This window comes from Pseudomarimonas salicorniae (genome assembly GCF_023156535.1).
GTDB lineage: Bacteria > Pseudomonadota > Gammaproteobacteria > Xanthomonadales > Xanthomonadaceae > Pseudomarimonas > Pseudomarimonas salicorniae.
Genome location: NZ_JALNMH010000010.1, coordinates 106,380 through 120,414, shown reverse-complemented (window position 1 = coordinate 120,414; position 14,035 = coordinate 106,380). Strand labels below are relative to the sequence as shown.

The following is a 14,035-nucleotide window of genomic DNA, read 5'->3' as shown; positions in this document are numbered from 1 at the left end:
CGCTGATGGGGCCGCTCGCCGGGCTGCGGGTGCTGGACCTGTCGAGGATCCTCGCCGGCCCCTGGGCCACCCAGCTGCTGGCCGATCTCGGTGCCGAAGTCATCAAGATCGAGCATCCGCGAGGCGGCGACGACACCCGTCGCTGGGGGCCACCCTTCCTGCATGACGGCGCCGGCAATCCAAGCGCCGAATCCGCCTACTACCTGGCCGCCAACCGCGGCAAGCGCTCGGTCGCCATCGACTTCTCGAAGACGGAAGGGGCCGACCTGGTCCGCGAACTGGCGCGCCACTGCGACCTGCTGGTGGAGAATTTCCGACCCGGCGGGCTGGCCCGACACAGACTGGACTGGCCCTCGCTCCAGTCGCTGAACCCCAGGCTGGTGTACTGCTCGATCACGGGCTACGGGCAGCACGGCCCGAACGCGCAGCGCGCAGGCTACGACGCCGCGATCCAGGCCGAGGGCGGCCTGATGAGCCTCACCGGCGACGCCGAGGGCGGGCCACAGAAGGTAGGCGTTGCGGTGGTCGACCTGATGACCGGCATGTACGCCGCCACCGGCATGCTGGCGGCGCTGCGTCACGCCGAGGCGACCGGCGAGGGCCAGCACATCGACCTCGCCCTGTACGACACCCAGGTGGCCATGCTCGCCAACCAGGCAATGAACTACCTGGTCGGCGGCCAAGTGCCTGCGCGGCTCGGCACGGCCCACCCCAACATCGTGCCCTACCAGGTCATGCCGGCGCGCAACGGTCACTTCATGCTGGCGGTGGGTAACGATGCCCAGTTCGCGCGCCTGTGCGCTCTGGTCGACCGAAGCGCCCTCGCCGACGATCCACGCTTTGCGACCAACAGCGGCCGGGTGGCGCATCGCCAGTCCCTAGTGCCGGCGCTGGAGGCCGCATTCCTGGTACAGCCTGTGGAGCATTGGGTGACGACGCTCTCGGCCGCCGGCATCCCCTGTGCCCCGGTCAACGGACTGGACTCGGTCTTCGCAGGCCCGCAGGCCGAAGCCCGCGAACTGCGTCGCGAGATTCCCCACCCGCTTCATCCCGCCCTGCCCCTGGTGGCCAATCCGCTGCGCCTCAGCGCCTCTCCGGTCGAGTTCACACATGCACCGCCTCTGCTCGGCGCGGACACGCGCGAGGTGCTGCAGCTGCGGCTCGCGCTCGATGACGGCACCCTCGAGCGACTCCAAGAGCAGGGCGTGATCCACGCTGCCTGAAGCATTCGGCGCGGGATGCCGCCGAAGGGCATATTCGGGCGCGAAGCGGACATCCATAGGGTGCGGCTGGCCGCACCGGGCGTACCGTCGGAACGCCCGTATCGGTGCGCCCAATGCACACCCTATGGGGCTCGCTGTCGCCCAACGAAGCCCGACTGTGGGAGTGCCCTTGGGCGCGACCGCGGAAATCCGCTCTGGCCGCGGTCCTCGTTGAATGCGCAGCGCTGCGGGCGCGCCCAAGGGCACTCCCACAATTTGACTGCGGCAAGGTCTGCTTTGCGGCGCAAACCGGGCCTGGCAACGCCGTTGCACGTAGGAGCCAGCTTGCTAGCGATAGGCGCCCCGGAAGGGACGATCGCCAGCAAGCTGGCTCCTACATTCGGGTGTTGTGGAAGGTCTGCTTTGCGCCCGAACACGCCGACGGAAACGAGGCACACGGCCAGCCGCTCACCGCCGCGCTCCCGGCAGGCGCCCGAGCTGGCGCGCCCCTCCTTGAACTCGCACACTGCAGTGCCTGGGCCGACCGGTACCGCCGCCTTGACCGAACTGATCGAACTGGCTGAAGCCGCGCTGCGCAACAGCCACGCCCCCTATTCCCGCTTTCGTGTCGGCGCGGCACTGAGGAGCCAGGCGGGTCATGTCTATTCCGGATGCAACGTGGAATGCGCCTCCTATCCCCTCGGCGGCTGCGCCGAACGCGCCGCCATCGCCGCCGCTGTGCTCGCCGAGGGGCCGTCGTTGCGCATCACGGAGCTGCACGTGGTGGCCCGTGACGACTCCGGCACGCTCCGCTCCGCGGCACCGTGCGGCGCCTGCCGCCAACTTATCCTGGAGTTTAGCTCGGACGCCGTGATCGGCTTTCTCGGGCATGACGGCAAGGCACAGCGCTGGTCGATACGCGACCTCCTGCCTGCGGCGTTCAATCTGGAATCGCAGTCGGCCTGAACAGCCGGAGTCTTCGGCAAATGGGCCCGCAGGGACTCGAACCCTGAACCAAAGGATTATGAGTCCTCTGCTCTAACCATTGAGCTACAGGCCCGTGGAGGCGACGGATCGAGCCGCGGCGCCCGCTTGTCGATCCGCGGCGATTCTGCCGGATCGGCCCCATCAGCGCCACAGCCTGCCCTGAAGACGGCTGTCGCCTTTCCAGTGATCGAAGAGAAAGCGGTACTTGGTGGCAAACGCCGGAGCGGTCCTTGCGTCCCGCGCCGGGCCAGTGCGGAGCACGCAATCTGAGGGTCAGCGCCCGCCTTCAGCCAACTCCGACAACCTTGTGACGATTGCCGCGCGGGTTGTCGCCTGAAACAAAAAACCCGCCTTGCGGCGGGTCTTTTGCTGGATTTGGCAGCCCCGGATGGATTCGAACCACCGAATGCCTGAGTCAGAGTCAGGTGCCTTACCACTTGGCGACGGGGCTATAACTCCAATATTAACGCAGTGCGCAGGTTCGCGATTAACGCTTCGAGAACTGGGTAGCGCGACGTGCCTTGTGCAGGCCGACCTTCTTGCGCTCGACTTCGCGCGCGTCACGGGTCATGAAGCCCGCGCTGCGCAGGGCGCCCTTCAGGGTCTCGTCGTACTCGACCAGGGCACGCGCGATACCGAGGCGGATCGCACCGGCCTGACCGGTGGTGCCGCCGCCGTCTGCGGTGACCAGGATGTCGAACTTGTCGGCGTTGTCGGTCAGCTCGAGCGGCTGGCGAACGATCATGCGCGCGGTTTCGCGGCCGAAGTACTCGTCCAGCGGACGGTCATTCACGGTGATGTTGCCGCTGCCCTTGCGCAGGAAAACGCGGGCGGTGGACGACTTGCGACGGCCGGTGCCGTAATTCTGAGCGGTTGCCATGAGCTTCGCCTTGCCTTAGATGTCCAGCGCCTGCGGCTGCTGGGCAGTGTGCGGATGGTTGGGGCCAGCGTAGACCTTGAGCTTGCGGAACATCGCGCGGCCCAGCGGGTTCTTCGGCAGCATGCCCTTGACGCCGATCTCGATCGCGCGCTCAGGGTGGGCGCCGCCGAGCATGTCGCCCAGGCTCTGGCTCTTCAGGTTGCCGATGTGGCCGGTGAACCGGTAGTACATCTTGTCCTGCATCTTGTTGCCGGTGGCGGCGATCTTCTCCGCGTTGATCACGACGAGGTAGTCGCCGGTATCGACGTGCGGGGTGTAGATCGGCTTGTGCTTGCCGCGCAGGCGGCGTGCGAGCTCGGAGCAAAGACGTCCCAGCGTCTTACCCGTAGCGTCGACCACAAACCAGTCGCGCTTCACGGTCTCCGGCTTGGCGCTGATGGTCTTCATTGCAGCTCCCAAGAGGGCAAACGGAAAAGAAAGGAGCGGAATTGTAGTCACAGTCTCGATTTTGCGCAAGACCCCTCGCCGCCCATGCTAGCCTTCGCCGGTGCCCCCGACCGCCTCCGACCGCAGCGCCCTCGCCCGCCTGGCGGACGCCTGCGTCCAGTGCGGACTGTGCCTGCCGCACTGCCCGACCTATCAGGACGCGCGCAGTGAGCCGGAGTCGCCGCGCGGGCGAATCCTGCTTGGACGGGCCATCGCCGAGGGCCGCATCGCTGCGGCAGAAGCCGACCGCGATGACGCGCTGGGCCATTGCCTTGGCTGTCGCGCCTGCGAGGCGGTCTGCCCGGCCAAGGTCGACTATGGACGCATCCTGCACCTGACCCGCAGCGCCCTGCGCGCCGAGCAGCCTCCGCGCCGCTGGCAGCGGCTGCTGGAATGGGGCGTCGGCCGGCCGCGCGTGCTGGATGCGGGATTCCGGCTGGCGCGATGGTTGCGCCCGCTGCCCTGGCTGCGCAACCGGCTTCCTTCGATTCCCCGGGTGCGACCTCTGCGGCCACGAGCGGCGACAGGCACGCCTCGTGGCCGACTCCTGCTGGTCCAGGGCTGTGTCGCCGCCCACTGGGAACGACCGGCCCACGCCGCTGCGCTACAGCTGCTCTCGCGGCTCGGCTGGGAGGTCGATGTTCTGGAACCGGGCTGCTGTGGCGCCCTGCACCGCCACGCCGGGAATGCAGGCGACGCCGCAAGGCTCCGGGAGCGCCTGGCGACCGCCATCGCGTCACGCAGGTGCGAGGCGGTACTGCATGCCGGAGGGGGCTGCCACGAAGCCATCGGCGAGGCCGCGGGCCAACTGCCCACCCACGAGCTGAGCGCCTTCATTGCCGGGGACAGCCGGCTTCCCGGCCTTCGACTGCGCAGCTCCAGCCTGCGGGTCGCCCTGCATGTCGCCTGTACCCAGCGCAACGTGGTCCGTCGCGCGGATGCCGATCAGGACCTGCTGCTGCGGATTCCGGGCCTACGGCTCTGCCCGCCCGCGCCCGCCCGATGCTGCGGCGCTGCGGGGGTGCAGTCCCTGCAGTTCCCGGGGCAGTCGTCACAGCGGATGAAGCCGATCTCCGACTGGTATCGTGACGCCGCGCCCGACCTGCTGCTGGCAGGAAATCTCGGCTGCCGGCTGCAGCTTGCACGCGGACTTGGCAGCGGATCCGGCACGCTTGAGGTCCAGCATCCCCTCGAGTTTCTGGTTGGACATCTGGAATGACTCTCCGACGCACCCTTTCCCCGCTCGACCGCGCGCTGTCGGCAATCGAGTCGGGCCTGGTCACCAGCCTGGCAGAAGCCCCGGAGGCCGCGCGCCCCAGCCCCGGCGATGCGCACCCGCCGGCAGACCTCGACCGCCCGGCCCGCCGCCACGTCGCCGGGCTGATGCGGATCAACCACGCCGGTGAGGTCTGCGCCCAGGCGCTGTATCGCGGGCAGGCCGCCGTGGCGCGGGACGCGGCCACCCGCGAAACCCTTCTGCAGGCAGCGGCTGAAGAAGGCGACCACCTCGCCTGGTGCGCCGCTCGCCTGCGCGAACTGGACAGCCGGCCAAGCCGGCTGAATCCGGTCTGGTACGCAGGGAGCTACGCCCTGGGCGTTGCCGCCGGGCTGTACGGCGACGGCTACAACCTCGGCTTCGTGGTCGAGACGGAGCGGCAGGTCGAAGCACATCTTGGCGAACACCTCGAGCGTCTGCCGGCGGAGGACGCGCGGAGCCGGGCCATCCTCAGCCAGATGCAGGCGGACGAGGCCGAGCACGGGGAACATGCACGCGCCGCCGGCGCCAAGCTGCTGCCCGAGCCGATTCCGCGGCTGATGCAGTGGACCAGTCGGATCATGAAGACGCTGGCCTATCGGCTGTAAGCGAAGGGACCAGGAGGGCGCGAAGCAGACGTTCGCCGCGGCTTCGGATGGGCGAGCTTTTCGTAGGAGCGAACATGGCCGCGACCGCGGAGGCTCACTCTGGCCGCGGTCTGTGGAGAACACGTCACGCCGCGGTCCGCCCATGTGCGCTCCTACAGTCGGGCCTCGTTGGGCCTCAGCGAAGCCTCATAGGGTGTGCCTTGGGCGCACCCATTCGGGCGTTCGGACGGTACGTCCGGTGCGGCCAGCCGCACCCTATGAATGTCTTCTCTCCGCCCGACGCGGCCGTCCTCAGTCGAGGTTGCGGCCGTGGAAGAGCTCCTCGATCTCGCGCTTGAGCGCGGACTCGATGCGCAGGCGCTCCTTGAAGCTGAGGTTCTTGGCCTTTTCCTCGAACAGGTAGCTGTCCAGGTCGAACTCCTTCACATGCATCTTGGTGTGGAAGATGTTCTCCTGGTACACGTTGACGTCGAACATCTCGTAGCGGTTCTTGATGTTCTTGGCCAGGTAATCCTGGATCGAGTTGATGCGGTGATCGATGTAGTGCTTGCGGCCGCGCACGTCGCGGGTGAAACCGCGCACGCGGTAGTCCATCACCACGATGTCCGAATCGAAGCTCTCGATCAGGAAGTTCAACGCCTTCAGCGGCGAGATCACCCCGCAGGTGGCGACGTCGATGTCGGCCCGGAAGGTGGCGATGCCGTTGTGCGGGTGGGTTTCCGGATAGGTGTGGACGGTGATGTGGCTCTTGTCCAGATGCGCCACCACCGATGCCTCGTCGGCATGCTCGCGCACGGCGCCGGCGACGACCTCCTTGCCGGCGGCCTTCTTGTCGACCACCGGCTCCTCGGAGATCAGGATGGTCACCGAGGCGCCCTGCGGGTCGTAGTCCTGCCTGGCGACGTTCAGCACGTTGGCGCCGATGATGTCGGCGACCTCGGTCAGGATCTGGGTCAGCCGGTCGGCGTTGTACACCTCGTCGATGTACTCGATGTAGCGGGCCTGATGTTCGTCGGTGACCGCGTAGCACATGTCGTAGATGTTGAACGACAGGGCCTTGGTGAGATTGTTGAAGCCTTGCAGCTTCAGACGCGGGAGCGGCTTGACCACGGCGTGCATTCCCTTTGGGACCGGCGAGGGGGACAGAACCTTCAAGTATCGGCTAAAACGGTGGCCACTACCACCGTGGGTTCATTCCGCGTTGAATCTGTGCGCCAACGCACAGTACGCTTGGCGCATTCTGTTGACCCGCGCCGGGAGCGCAGGCCATGTCGATGCTCGTTTCCACCCTCCGGCGTCCCCACGCGCCGCCGTCCCTTGCACCCGACCGGGCCACCATCGACCGGTTCCTGGCGCACTGCCACCGCCGGCGCTACCCCAGCCGCTCCGACGTGTTCCGCCCGGGCGACCCGGCAGGGACCATGTACTACATCATCAGCGGCTCGCTGTCGGCGGTGGTCGAGGAAGAAGACGGCCGGGAGCTGGTCCTGGGCTATTTCAACGCAGGGGACTTCGTCGGCGAGACCGGGATCTTCGTCAGCACCCCGTCCCGCGAGGTGGTGATGCGCACCCGCACGGTGACCGAGCTGGCCGAGATCGGCGTCGAGCGGCTGCACGCGCTGTTCTCGGGCCCGCTGCAGGACGACTGCCCGAAGCTGCTCTTCGCCATCGGCCAGCAGCTGACCAAGCGCCTGCTCCACACCTCGCGCAAGGCCAGCCGCCTGGCCTTCATGGACGTCACCAGCCGGATCACCAATACGCTGAACGACCTCTGCCAGGAGCCCGACGCGATGAGCCACCCCAAGGGCACCCAGATCCGGGTCAGCCGCCAGGAGCTGGCCCGCATCGTCGGCTGCTCGCGCGAGATGGCCGGCAGGGTCCTCAAGCAGCTGGAGGAGAACGGCGCGCTGGAAGCACACGGCAAGACCATCGTGGTCTACCACCCGCGGGGCTGACGACGCCCTTGTGATTCAGGCGGCGCGCGATGCCTGCGCGCTGGGCCAGATCATGTAGACGTCCGAGCGCTGGTAGTGCGAGCCGGGCCTGCGCGTCGGCATGCGCTCGAAGCCCAGAGACTGGTAAAGCGCCAGCGCCGGTCCGAGGCTGCTGTGCGATTCCAGGAACAGTTCCGTCCCGCCCAGGCGCTTGAACTCCTCGATGGCCGCCACCAGCAGTTTCCTGCCGATGCCCAGCCCCTGCGCCGAGGCGGTTACCGCCATCTTGGTCAGCTCGAAGCGGCCTTCGCCGTCCGGCAGCAGGGCACAGGTGCCGATCACCTCGTGGCCCAGCAGCGCGAACAGGATCGAGCCGCCAGGCTGGAGGATCTCGGTCTCCGGCTGCGACAACACCCGGTGGTCGATTTCCTCGATGCAGAAGTAGCGGGTCAGCCACTCGGCATTGAGCCGGTAGAAATCGCCGCGATACGCTGCCTCGAAGGGCACGATGCGCACCTCCGCGGCGCGTCGCCGGGCCTGCTCGCGGTTGATGGCATCCGCCAGGGGCGTGCGATCGAGTTCAGCTTCGAGCGCCGATACCGCGTCGAGCAGGGGATGGCCGCTGCGGGCGATGCATTCGCCAACCGCTTCCCGGATGCTCGCCCAGAGGGGCTGCAGGGCCTGCAGCCGGCGTTCGCCCTCGGCGCTCAGGGCCAGCACGCTGCGCCGCGCATCTTCCGGGTCGCTGCGCCGCTCCAGCAGCCCCTCGGCCTGCAACTTGCGCGACAGCTGGCTGACCGCGGCATGGCTCTGGCCCAAGGCGGCGGCCAGCTCGCTGACCGGCATCGGGCCCTCGTCAAGCAGCACGCGCAGCAGCAGGAACCAGCGCGACTGGATGCCGGCCCCCTGCTGGTGATAGACCTCGTCGACCGCATCGAACAGGCGGTCGCTTAATGCCCGCAGACGAGAGCCCAATGCCAGTTCGCCGTAGCAATTTGCTTTCATGGCTGCATTCATCACTTACGTAAGCACTAACGTATTTTCTTGTGACCCCCGACGCAAGGGCCTTCCGCTTCGCTTCAACGCAAGGGCTCAACGCCGGTCGAGTTGAGGTCCGGCTGCTCGATGCGCAGCCTGAATCCGGGTACCAGTACCCGTTCGGCACTGCCGGCCAACTCCAGGCGACGCTCACCGCGCCGCACGACGAGCCGAAGCCGGCCCTGGGCACGGGCCGTGGAGCGGGCGAAATCCGCGCCTGGGTCCTCGCTGCGGGTCAGGTCGAGGTCATTGATCGCCAGGATGCGGTCGCCGACCCGTAGTCCCATCCGCTCTGCGCTGCCACCCGGGGTGATGGCGACGATCGGCGCCTCACCCGAGGCGGTATCGATCTCCACCACGGCCCCGAGCTCGTAGCGCACCCTGGGCTCACGCTCGATGCTCAGGCTGCGCCCTGTCTCGGCCAGCGCGCCGGATTCGGCAAGGCGCAACAGGGCCGCTTCGACCTCGTCCGCCACCTGCCGTTCGACCTCGCTTTCGGCCGCCATCGAGGGACCGACAGCGACGAGGGCAGCCAGGCACAGCCAGCTCAGCCGGCTCACAGACGAACCTGCCGCCGACCGGAGCCGTGACCCCCGCCGCGGAGTTCGGCCACGGCCTGCTCGCGCGCATTCCACAGGCGGTCCAGCTCGGTTTCACCCGCGCCGGCCAGATAGGCGGCCTGCAACCGACGGTCGACGCTGCGCAGGTCGAGCAGGGCCGCCGGAGGATCGACCACGAGCACCGGCGGAGCGGCCGGCGTCTGCGCGCGCCAGGCAAGGAATCCGGCCAGCAGGGTGGCAGCGGCCGCCAGCGGGAGCAGCCGCCGCAGCCGCCTTCGTGAGGCGTGCCGGGCGAGAATCCGCTCACCCAGGTCCGCCGGCGGCATGGCCCCAGGCAGGCCGCGCAGGTAATCGTCCACGCGCCGGTCGCGGGAATCGCTGCTCATGCCCCCTCACCCTCCAGCCAGCCGGCGAGCCGCGCCCGGGCGCGCGAGAGGGTGGTCTTCGACCAGACCTCGGTGCGTCCCAGCAACCCGGCGATCTCGGCGTGCGAGTAGCCCTCATACTCGTACATCACCATGACCATGCGCGCCGCCGGCGCCAGTCGCGAAAGCAGACCCAGAGCATCGATCTGCCCGCCCGGCCCTGCACCCTCGCCGGCGGACAGCGCATCGATGACCTCACCGTCGTGTACCCAACGCCAATCGCTCCGTGCACGGTCGGCCGCGAGGTTGGTGAGGATGCGGCGCAGCCATGCCCCGAACGGGGCATCGCCGCGGTAACGGTCGAGCCGGTCGAACGCGCGCAGGAAGGCGTCCTGGACCAGGTCCTGGCCCTGATCGGGATCACCACACAGTCGCAGCGCCAGCGAAAAGGCCGCGCCGGCATGGCGCCGGTACAGCGCGCTGAGGGCCTCGCGATTCCCGCGTCGAGCCGCGGCAATGAGCTGCGCCTCGGAATCCTGCGCATGGGCGCGACCGAAGCGCCACATCGCGTGCAGGGCGCGCGTAGGCCAGGAAGCGGGGGTGGAGGTCGAAGCGCTCACGGCCGCATCTTAGCCGCGAGCCCGGGAGCCTGGTCCGCCCGACCCCGACCGCCGGACGCGTCCCTCTGCGCCCCCCCTACTGCCCACAGTCGCCGCCCGACACGCAGCGCTCCACGGTCGCCCCCCCAACCTCGACCTCGCCCCGGGGCCAACCCGACCAGATGGCATCGGTGAACTCGCGGTAGCGGTCGATCTCCCAGAAGCGGCGGTCGTAATAGTCCTCGCCATCGAACGTGAAACGCAGCCCGTGCCTCGGGTCGAGCACGGTCAGCGCACCGACGAAGCCGACCCGGCTGCCGGTGACGCCGAAACGACCGCGGTCGAGCACGGTCTGCAGGCGCCGCATGGCGACCTCGTCCCCGAACCCCTCGTAGATCCTCGCTCCCACTTCGAGCGCGCGCTGGCGCTCTGCAGGGTTGAGTGCGCGCCAGTAGCGCTCGCGCTTGGCGACGAACAGCGCGTAACCGCGCTCGGCGGCGAGATCCATCCAGGCGTAGGCCGTTGCCCTGTCCTGGGTCACGCGGCTGCCCTGCCAGTACATCTCGGCAAGCATCGCCTGCGAGGGCTTGTCGCCGTAGTGGGCGGCCGAGCGGAACGCGGCCAGCGCCTCCTCGTGGCGCCCCTGATCAAGAAGCCAGATCGCCCGCTTGCGTTCGCCGACATCGGGATGCCGGGCAAGAAACCCATCCGAGTTGAACAGCTCGCGCTGCAGCCCGGTCAGCGCTCCAGGCGGCTCGGAACAAGCGGCGGCGGACAGCAGGATGAACAGACACGGCAGCAAACGCTTCATGCAAGGACTCCCCGGCAACGCGCCGGCCCCCCGGCGCCTGCCTTGAATGACGGCCCCCAGGGGAAAAAGGTTACAGCCGACCGGGGCGGCCACGACGAGCCATGGGGTAGCCCCTGGCGCACGGCGCCGTAACATCCCAAGCCCCGGATCGGCGCGCCATGGCGAAGGATGGGCGCAAATCGGACATTCGCCGCCGACCCCGATCGGGCGGGCTCTTCGCAGGAGCGGACATGGCCGCGACCGCGGAGGTTCGCTCTGGCCGCGGTCTGTGGAGAACACGTCACGCCGCGGTCGCGCCCACGTGCGCTCCTACGGTCGGGCTTCGTTGGGCGTCGGCGATGCCCCATAGGGTGCGCCTTGGGCGCATCGATAAGGGCATTCGGACGGTAAGCCCGGTGCGGCCAGCCGCACCCTATGCACGTCTTCTTCGCGCCAGATCGGCGTTCAGTCCTCGCGCGGCGCGAGGATCTCGTCGACGCGCAGGGCGCGCTGGATCTTGCGCTGCTGGGTCGCGTCGGGGGCGACCAGGACCACGCGGCGGGCGCTGGCGAGCATGGCCAGATCGCTGCTGCTGTCGCTGTAGGCAGCGGCGAAGGGCGGATGCAAGCCGGCCTTGGCGAGGCTGGCGAGCTTGCGCCGGCCGACGTTGTGCCAGCGGCCGACATAGCCGCCCAGCCGCCGGTGCATGGCGCTGCCGACGATCGGCAACCGGGCAAGGTCGGGCACCAGGGCGGTCCAGAGCAGTTCGGCCATGCCCTGCTCGGCGCCGGTGACGATGACGACCCGATCGCCGCAGGCGATGTGTTCGCGCAGTCGTTGCACGGCGGGGGCAATCAGCCAGCGCCCGGGCTCGGCGCCCAGCCGGGCGACATAGGCCGCGCGTTCGGCGGTCAGCGAGGCATCGTCCCGGCCGATGGTCAGCAGCCAACTGAACGCCGAGGCGGGGATCCAGGCGCTGCGCCAGTGGCCAAGCAGCGGCAGCAACGGCAGCAGCAGACAGGCCGCAAGACGCCGCCACGGATGCCGGGCGAACTGGGCATGCAGGAACCCTGCAACGCAGTCGCCGCGCACCAGGGTGCCGTCGAAGTCGAACAGCACCGCTCCTGTCTGGGGCGCCGCCTCAGCCAAACAGCCGGGCCAGCTCGGTACCCGGGTCGGGGGCGCGCATGAAGGCCTCGCCGACCAGGAAGGCGTGCACGCCATTGCCGCGCATGCGGCGCACGTCGTCCGGCGTGTGGATGCCGCTTTCGGTCACCAGCAGGCGATCGCCGGGCACCGCCTCGCGCAGGCGAAGGGTGGTGTCGAGAGACACCTCGAAGGTGCGCAGCGAGCGGTTGTTGATGCCGAGCAGGGGCGCCGGCACGCGCAGGGCCCGCTGCAGCTCGTGCTCATCGTGCACCTCGACCAGCACGTCCATGCCCAGCTCGGCCGCTAGCCCTGCGTACTCCTCGAGTTGCCCGTCGCCCAGCGCGGCAACGATCAGCAGCACGCAGTCGGCGCCCAGGGTCCGCGACTCGTAGACCTGCCAGGCATCGACCAGGAAGTCCTTGCGCAGGGCCGGCAGGGCACAGGCGGCGCGGGCCTCTTTCAGGTAGTCATCGCTGCCCTGGAAGAAGTCGATGTCGGTCAGCACCGACAGGCAGGTCGCCCCGCCCCGCTCGTAGCTGCGCGCGATCTCGTCGGGATGGAAGTCGGCCCGGATAACCCCCTTGCTCGGGCTGGCCTTCTTGATCTCGGCGATCACTCCGGCGGTTCCGGCATCGACCCGCTGGCGCAGGGCGCGGGCGAAGCCTCGGCAGGGCGGCGCTGCGGCGGCGCGGGCCCTGAGCTCGGCCATCGACCAGACGCTGCGCCGCGCGGTGACCTCGTCGTGCTTGCGGGCGATGATGGTGTTGAGGATGTCGCTCATGTCGCGTCCTTGCTCGGGTCCTTGCGCTGCCAGCCGTAGGCGCGCTCGATGCGCGCTACGCGCAGCTCGTAGCGGGTGTACCAGGCTTCGCGCCCCTGCTGGCGGGCGGCGCGATGCTCGAGGTCATGCTTCCAGGCCAGGATGGCCTGCTCCGAGGCCCAGTAGCTGACCGTGATGCCGAAGCCCTGCGCGTCGCGGGTCGACTCGATGCCCAGATAGCCCGGCTGCCCGGCTGCCAGCTCGACCATGCGCTCGGCGGTGGCCTCGTAGCCGGCCTCGACCTCGCTGCGCTGGGCGGTGAAGATCACCGCGTAGTACGGCGGCGCCGGCGTGTCGGCGAATCGCTCGGCAGACATGGGCTCAGGCGAAACGACAGGTGTAGTCGATGAACTGCTGCAGCTTGTCACGGGCCAGTCCACGCGCCAGGACGTCACGAGCGCGGGCAATGCCGTCGGCGATGCTGTCGGCCACGCCCGCCGCATAGAGGGCAGCGCCGCTGTTCAGCGCAACGATCTCGCGCGGCAGCCCGTCGGCGTCGTCGAGCGCCTCGCGCAACATGCCCTCACTCTCGCCGGCGTCGGCCACCTGCAGGTTGCGCGAGGCGGCCATGGCGATGCCGAAGTCCTCGGGGTGGACCTCGTACTCGCGGATCCTGCCGTCGCGCAGCTCGCCAACCAGGGTGCCGGCGCCCAGCGAGATCTCGTCCATGCCGTCGCGACCCCAGACCACCAGGGCACGCTGCGCACCGAGGCGCTGCAGCACACGGACCTGGATACCGACGAGGTCAGGGTGGAACACGCCCATCAGGATGTTCGGCGCATTGGCCGGATTGGTCAGCGGACCGAGGATGTTGAAGATCGTCCGCACGCCCATCTCGCGACGCACCGGAGCGACGTTCTTCATCGCCGGATGGTGAACCGGGGCAAACATGAAGCCGAGGCCGATCTCGTCGATGCAGCGCGCCACCTGATCCGGCTGCAGGTCGATCTTTGCCCCGAGCTGCTCGAGCACGTCGGCGCTGCCCGACTTCGAGCTGACGCTGCGGTTGCCGTGCTTGGCCACCTTGGCCCCGGCCGCGGCGACCACGAACATCGAGGCGGTGGAGATGTTGAAGGTGTGCGAGCCGTCGCCGCCGGTGCCGACGATGTCGACGAAATGCGGGCCGCCGTCGACCTCGACCTTGGAGGAGAACTCGCGCATCACCGAGGCCGCGCCGGCGATCTCGCCGATGGTCTCCTTCTTGACCCGCAGACCGGTGAGGATCGCCGCGCTCATCACCGGGCTGACCTCGCCGCGCATGATCTGGCGCATCAGCTCGACCATCTCGTCGTGGAAGATCTCGCGGTGCTCGATGGTGCGCTGCAGGGCTTCTTGGGGCGTGATCGGCATCGTTTTCGGGAC

17 protein-coding genes and 2 tRNA genes are annotated in these 14,035 nt (G+C 68.7%); 5 read left to right on the top strand and 14 right to left on the bottom strand.

Annotated features, from left to right (window positions below):
• Positions 1 to 5 precede the first annotated feature (5 nt).
• Both M0G41_RS12755 and cdd read left to right on the top strand, forming a co-directional pair.
• Complete coding sequence (locus tag M0G41_RS12755) at positions 6 to 1,223, top strand: CaiB/BaiF CoA transferase family protein (RefSeq protein WP_248210000.1); 1,218 nt, start codon at positions 6 to 8, stop codon at positions 1,221 to 1,223.
• Positions 1,224 to 1,760: 537 nt separating this feature from the next.
• A complete protein-coding gene (gene cdd / locus M0G41_RS12750; protein WP_248209998.1) occupies positions 1,761 to 2,168 on the top strand; it encodes a cytidine deaminase in 408 nt (135 codons plus the stop codon).
• Positions 2,169 to 2,189: 21 nt separating this feature from the next.
• On the opposite strand, the gene M0G41_RS12745 is transcribed toward cdd, so the two are convergent.
• The 4 genes from M0G41_RS12745 to rplM form a co-directional block, all read right to left on the bottom strand.
• Positions 2,190 to 2,262: transfer RNA gene (locus M0G41_RS12745), tRNA-Ile, on the bottom strand.
• Positions 2,263 to 2,565: 303 nt separating this feature from the next.
• A tRNA-Gln gene (locus M0G41_RS12740) sits at positions 2,566 to 2,640 on the bottom strand.
• 36 nt (positions 2,641 to 2,676) lie between these two features.
• Positions 2,677 to 3,069: a 30S ribosomal protein S9 gene (rpsI, locus tag M0G41_RS12735; RefSeq protein WP_248209997.1), complete on the bottom strand. Its 393-nt coding sequence runs from the start codon at positions 3,067 to 3,069 to the stop codon at positions 2,677 to 2,679.
• 15 nt (positions 3,070 to 3,084) lie between these two features.
• A complete protein-coding gene (gene rplM / locus M0G41_RS12730) occupies positions 3,085 to 3,516 on the bottom strand; it encodes a 50S ribosomal protein L13 (protein ID WP_248209996.1) in 432 nt (143 codons plus the stop codon).
• Positions 3,517 to 3,616: 100 nt separating this feature from the next.
• Here rplM and M0G41_RS12725 point away from each other — a divergent pair, with 100 nt between their 5' ends.
• Both M0G41_RS12725 and coq7 read left to right on the top strand, forming a co-directional pair.
• Positions 3,617 to 4,774: a (Fe-S)-binding protein gene (locus tag M0G41_RS12725; protein ID WP_248209993.1), complete on the top strand. Its 1,158-nt coding sequence runs from the start codon at positions 3,617 to 3,619 to the stop codon at positions 4,772 to 4,774.
• A complete protein-coding gene (coq7, locus tag M0G41_RS12720) occupies positions 4,771 to 5,418 on the top strand; it encodes a 2-polyprenyl-3-methyl-6-methoxy-1,4-benzoquinone monooxygenase (RefSeq protein ID WP_248209992.1) in 648 nt (215 codons plus the stop codon). Before M0G41_RS12725 ends, coq7 begins: the two co-directional genes overlap by 4 nt.
• 291 nt (positions 5,419 to 5,709) lie before the next feature.
• Here the strand turns inward: coq7 and speD are convergent, their stop codons facing one another.
• A complete protein-coding gene (speD, locus tag M0G41_RS12715; protein ID WP_248209985.1) occupies positions 5,710 to 6,528 on the bottom strand; it encodes an adenosylmethionine decarboxylase in 819 nt (272 codons plus the stop codon).
• A 158-nt stretch (positions 6,529 to 6,686) separates the two neighbouring features.
• On the opposite strand from speD, the gene crp reads away from it, so the two are divergent.
• Entirely contained in the window at positions 6,687 to 7,373 is a 687-nt protein-coding gene (gene crp / locus M0G41_RS12710) for a cAMP-activated global transcriptional regulator CRP (protein WP_248209983.1), read from the top strand.
• A 15-nt stretch (positions 7,374 to 7,388) separates the two neighbouring features.
• Here the strand turns inward: crp and M0G41_RS12705 are convergent, their stop codons facing one another.
• The 9 genes from M0G41_RS12705 to trpD form a co-directional block, all read right to left on the bottom strand.
• On the bottom strand, positions 7,389 to 8,357 hold the full coding sequence (locus tag M0G41_RS12705) for a bifunctional helix-turn-helix transcriptional regulator/GNAT family N-acetyltransferase (protein ID WP_248209969.1): 969 nt from the start codon (positions 8,355 to 8,357) through the stop codon (positions 7,389 to 7,391).
• Positions 8,358 to 8,431: 74 nt separating this feature from the next.
• Positions 8,432 to 8,950, bottom strand: a complete 519-nt coding sequence (locus tag M0G41_RS12700) for a PDZ domain-containing protein (protein WP_248209967.1) — start codon at positions 8,948 to 8,950, stop codon at positions 8,432 to 8,434.
• Entirely contained in the window at positions 8,947 to 9,336 is a 390-nt protein-coding gene (locus M0G41_RS12695; protein ID WP_248209965.1) for a hypothetical protein, read from the bottom strand. Before M0G41_RS12695 ends, M0G41_RS12700 begins: the two co-directional genes overlap by 4 nt.
• The gene (locus M0G41_RS12690; RefSeq protein ID WP_248209964.1) at positions 9,333 to 9,935 is read right to left on the bottom strand and encodes an RNA polymerase sigma factor; all 603 of its coding nucleotides are present in this window, start codon (positions 9,933 to 9,935) and stop codon (positions 9,333 to 9,335) included. Before M0G41_RS12690 ends, M0G41_RS12695 begins: the two co-directional genes overlap by 4 nt.
• Positions 9,936 to 10,011: 76 nt before the next feature.
• Complete coding sequence (locus tag M0G41_RS12685; RefSeq protein ID WP_248209962.1) at positions 10,012 to 10,725, bottom strand: SEL1-like repeat protein; 714 nt, start codon at positions 10,723 to 10,725, stop codon at positions 10,012 to 10,014.
• A gap of 444 nt (positions 10,726 to 11,169) precedes the next feature.
• Positions 11,170 to 11,823, bottom strand: coding sequence for an HAD family hydrolase (locus M0G41_RS12680; RefSeq protein ID WP_248209956.1), 654 nt, complete (start codon positions 11,821 to 11,823; stop codon positions 11,170 to 11,172).
• A gap of 22 nt (positions 11,824 to 11,845) precedes the next feature.
• On the bottom strand, positions 11,846 to 12,634 hold the full coding sequence (gene trpC / locus M0G41_RS12675) for an indole-3-glycerol phosphate synthase TrpC (protein ID WP_248209954.1): 789 nt from the start codon (positions 12,632 to 12,634) through the stop codon (positions 11,846 to 11,848).
• The gene (locus M0G41_RS12670) at positions 12,631 to 12,990 is read right to left on the bottom strand and encodes an antibiotic biosynthesis monooxygenase family protein (RefSeq protein WP_248209948.1); all 360 of its coding nucleotides are present in this window, start codon (positions 12,988 to 12,990) and stop codon (positions 12,631 to 12,633) included. Before M0G41_RS12670 ends, trpC begins: the two co-directional genes overlap by 4 nt.
• Positions 12,991 to 12,994: 4 nt before the next feature.
• On the bottom strand, positions 12,995 to 14,023 hold the full coding sequence (gene trpD / locus M0G41_RS12665; protein ID WP_248209945.1) for an anthranilate phosphoribosyltransferase: 1,029 nt from the start codon (positions 14,021 to 14,023) through the stop codon (positions 12,995 to 12,997).
• Positions 14,024 to 14,035: the final 12 nt, after the last annotated feature.

What these genes read in the sequence shown, in the direction of transcription:
- M0G41_RS12755 (WP_248210000.1), top strand. Translation starts at nt 6, where the DNA reads ATGGGGCCGCTCGCCGGGCTGCGGGTGCTGGACCTGTCGAGGATCCTC.
- rpsI (WP_248209997.1), bottom strand. Translation starts at nt 3,069, where the DNA reads ATGGCAACCGCTCAGAATTACGGCACCGGCCGTCGCAAGTCGTCCACC.
- rplM (WP_248209996.1), bottom strand. Translation starts at nt 3,516, where the DNA reads ATGAAGACCATCAGCGCCAAGCCGGAGACCGTGAAGCGCGACTGGTTT.
- coq7 (WP_248209992.1), top strand. Translation starts at nt 4,771, where the DNA reads ATGACTCTCCGACGCACCCTTTCCCCGCTCGACCGCGCGCTGTCGGCA.
- crp (WP_248209983.1), top strand. Translation starts at nt 6,687, where the DNA reads ATGTCGATGCTCGTTTCCACCCTCCGGCGTCCCCACGCGCCGCCGTCC.
- M0G41_RS12705 (WP_248209969.1), bottom strand. Translation starts at nt 8,357, where the DNA reads ATGAAAGCAAATTGCTACGGCGAACTGGCATTGGGCTCTCGTCTGCGG.
- M0G41_RS12695 (WP_248209965.1), bottom strand. Translation starts at nt 9,336, where the DNA reads ATGAGCAGCGATTCCCGCGACCGGCGCGTGGACGATTACCTGCGCGGC.
- M0G41_RS12685 (WP_248209962.1), bottom strand. Translation starts at nt 10,725, where the DNA reads ATGAAGCGTTTGCTGCCGTGTCTGTTCATCCTGCTGTCCGCCGCCGCT.
- trpC (WP_248209954.1), bottom strand. Translation starts at nt 12,634, where the DNA reads ATGAGCGACATCCTCAACACCATCATCGCCCGCAAGCACGACGAGGTC.
- M0G41_RS12670 (WP_248209948.1), bottom strand. Translation starts at nt 12,990, where the DNA reads ATGTCTGCCGAGCGATTCGCCGACACGCCGGCGCCGCCGTACTACGCG.
- trpD (WP_248209945.1), bottom strand. Translation starts at nt 14,023, where the DNA reads ATGCCGATCACGCCCCAAGAAGCCCTGCAGCGCACCATCGAGCACCGC.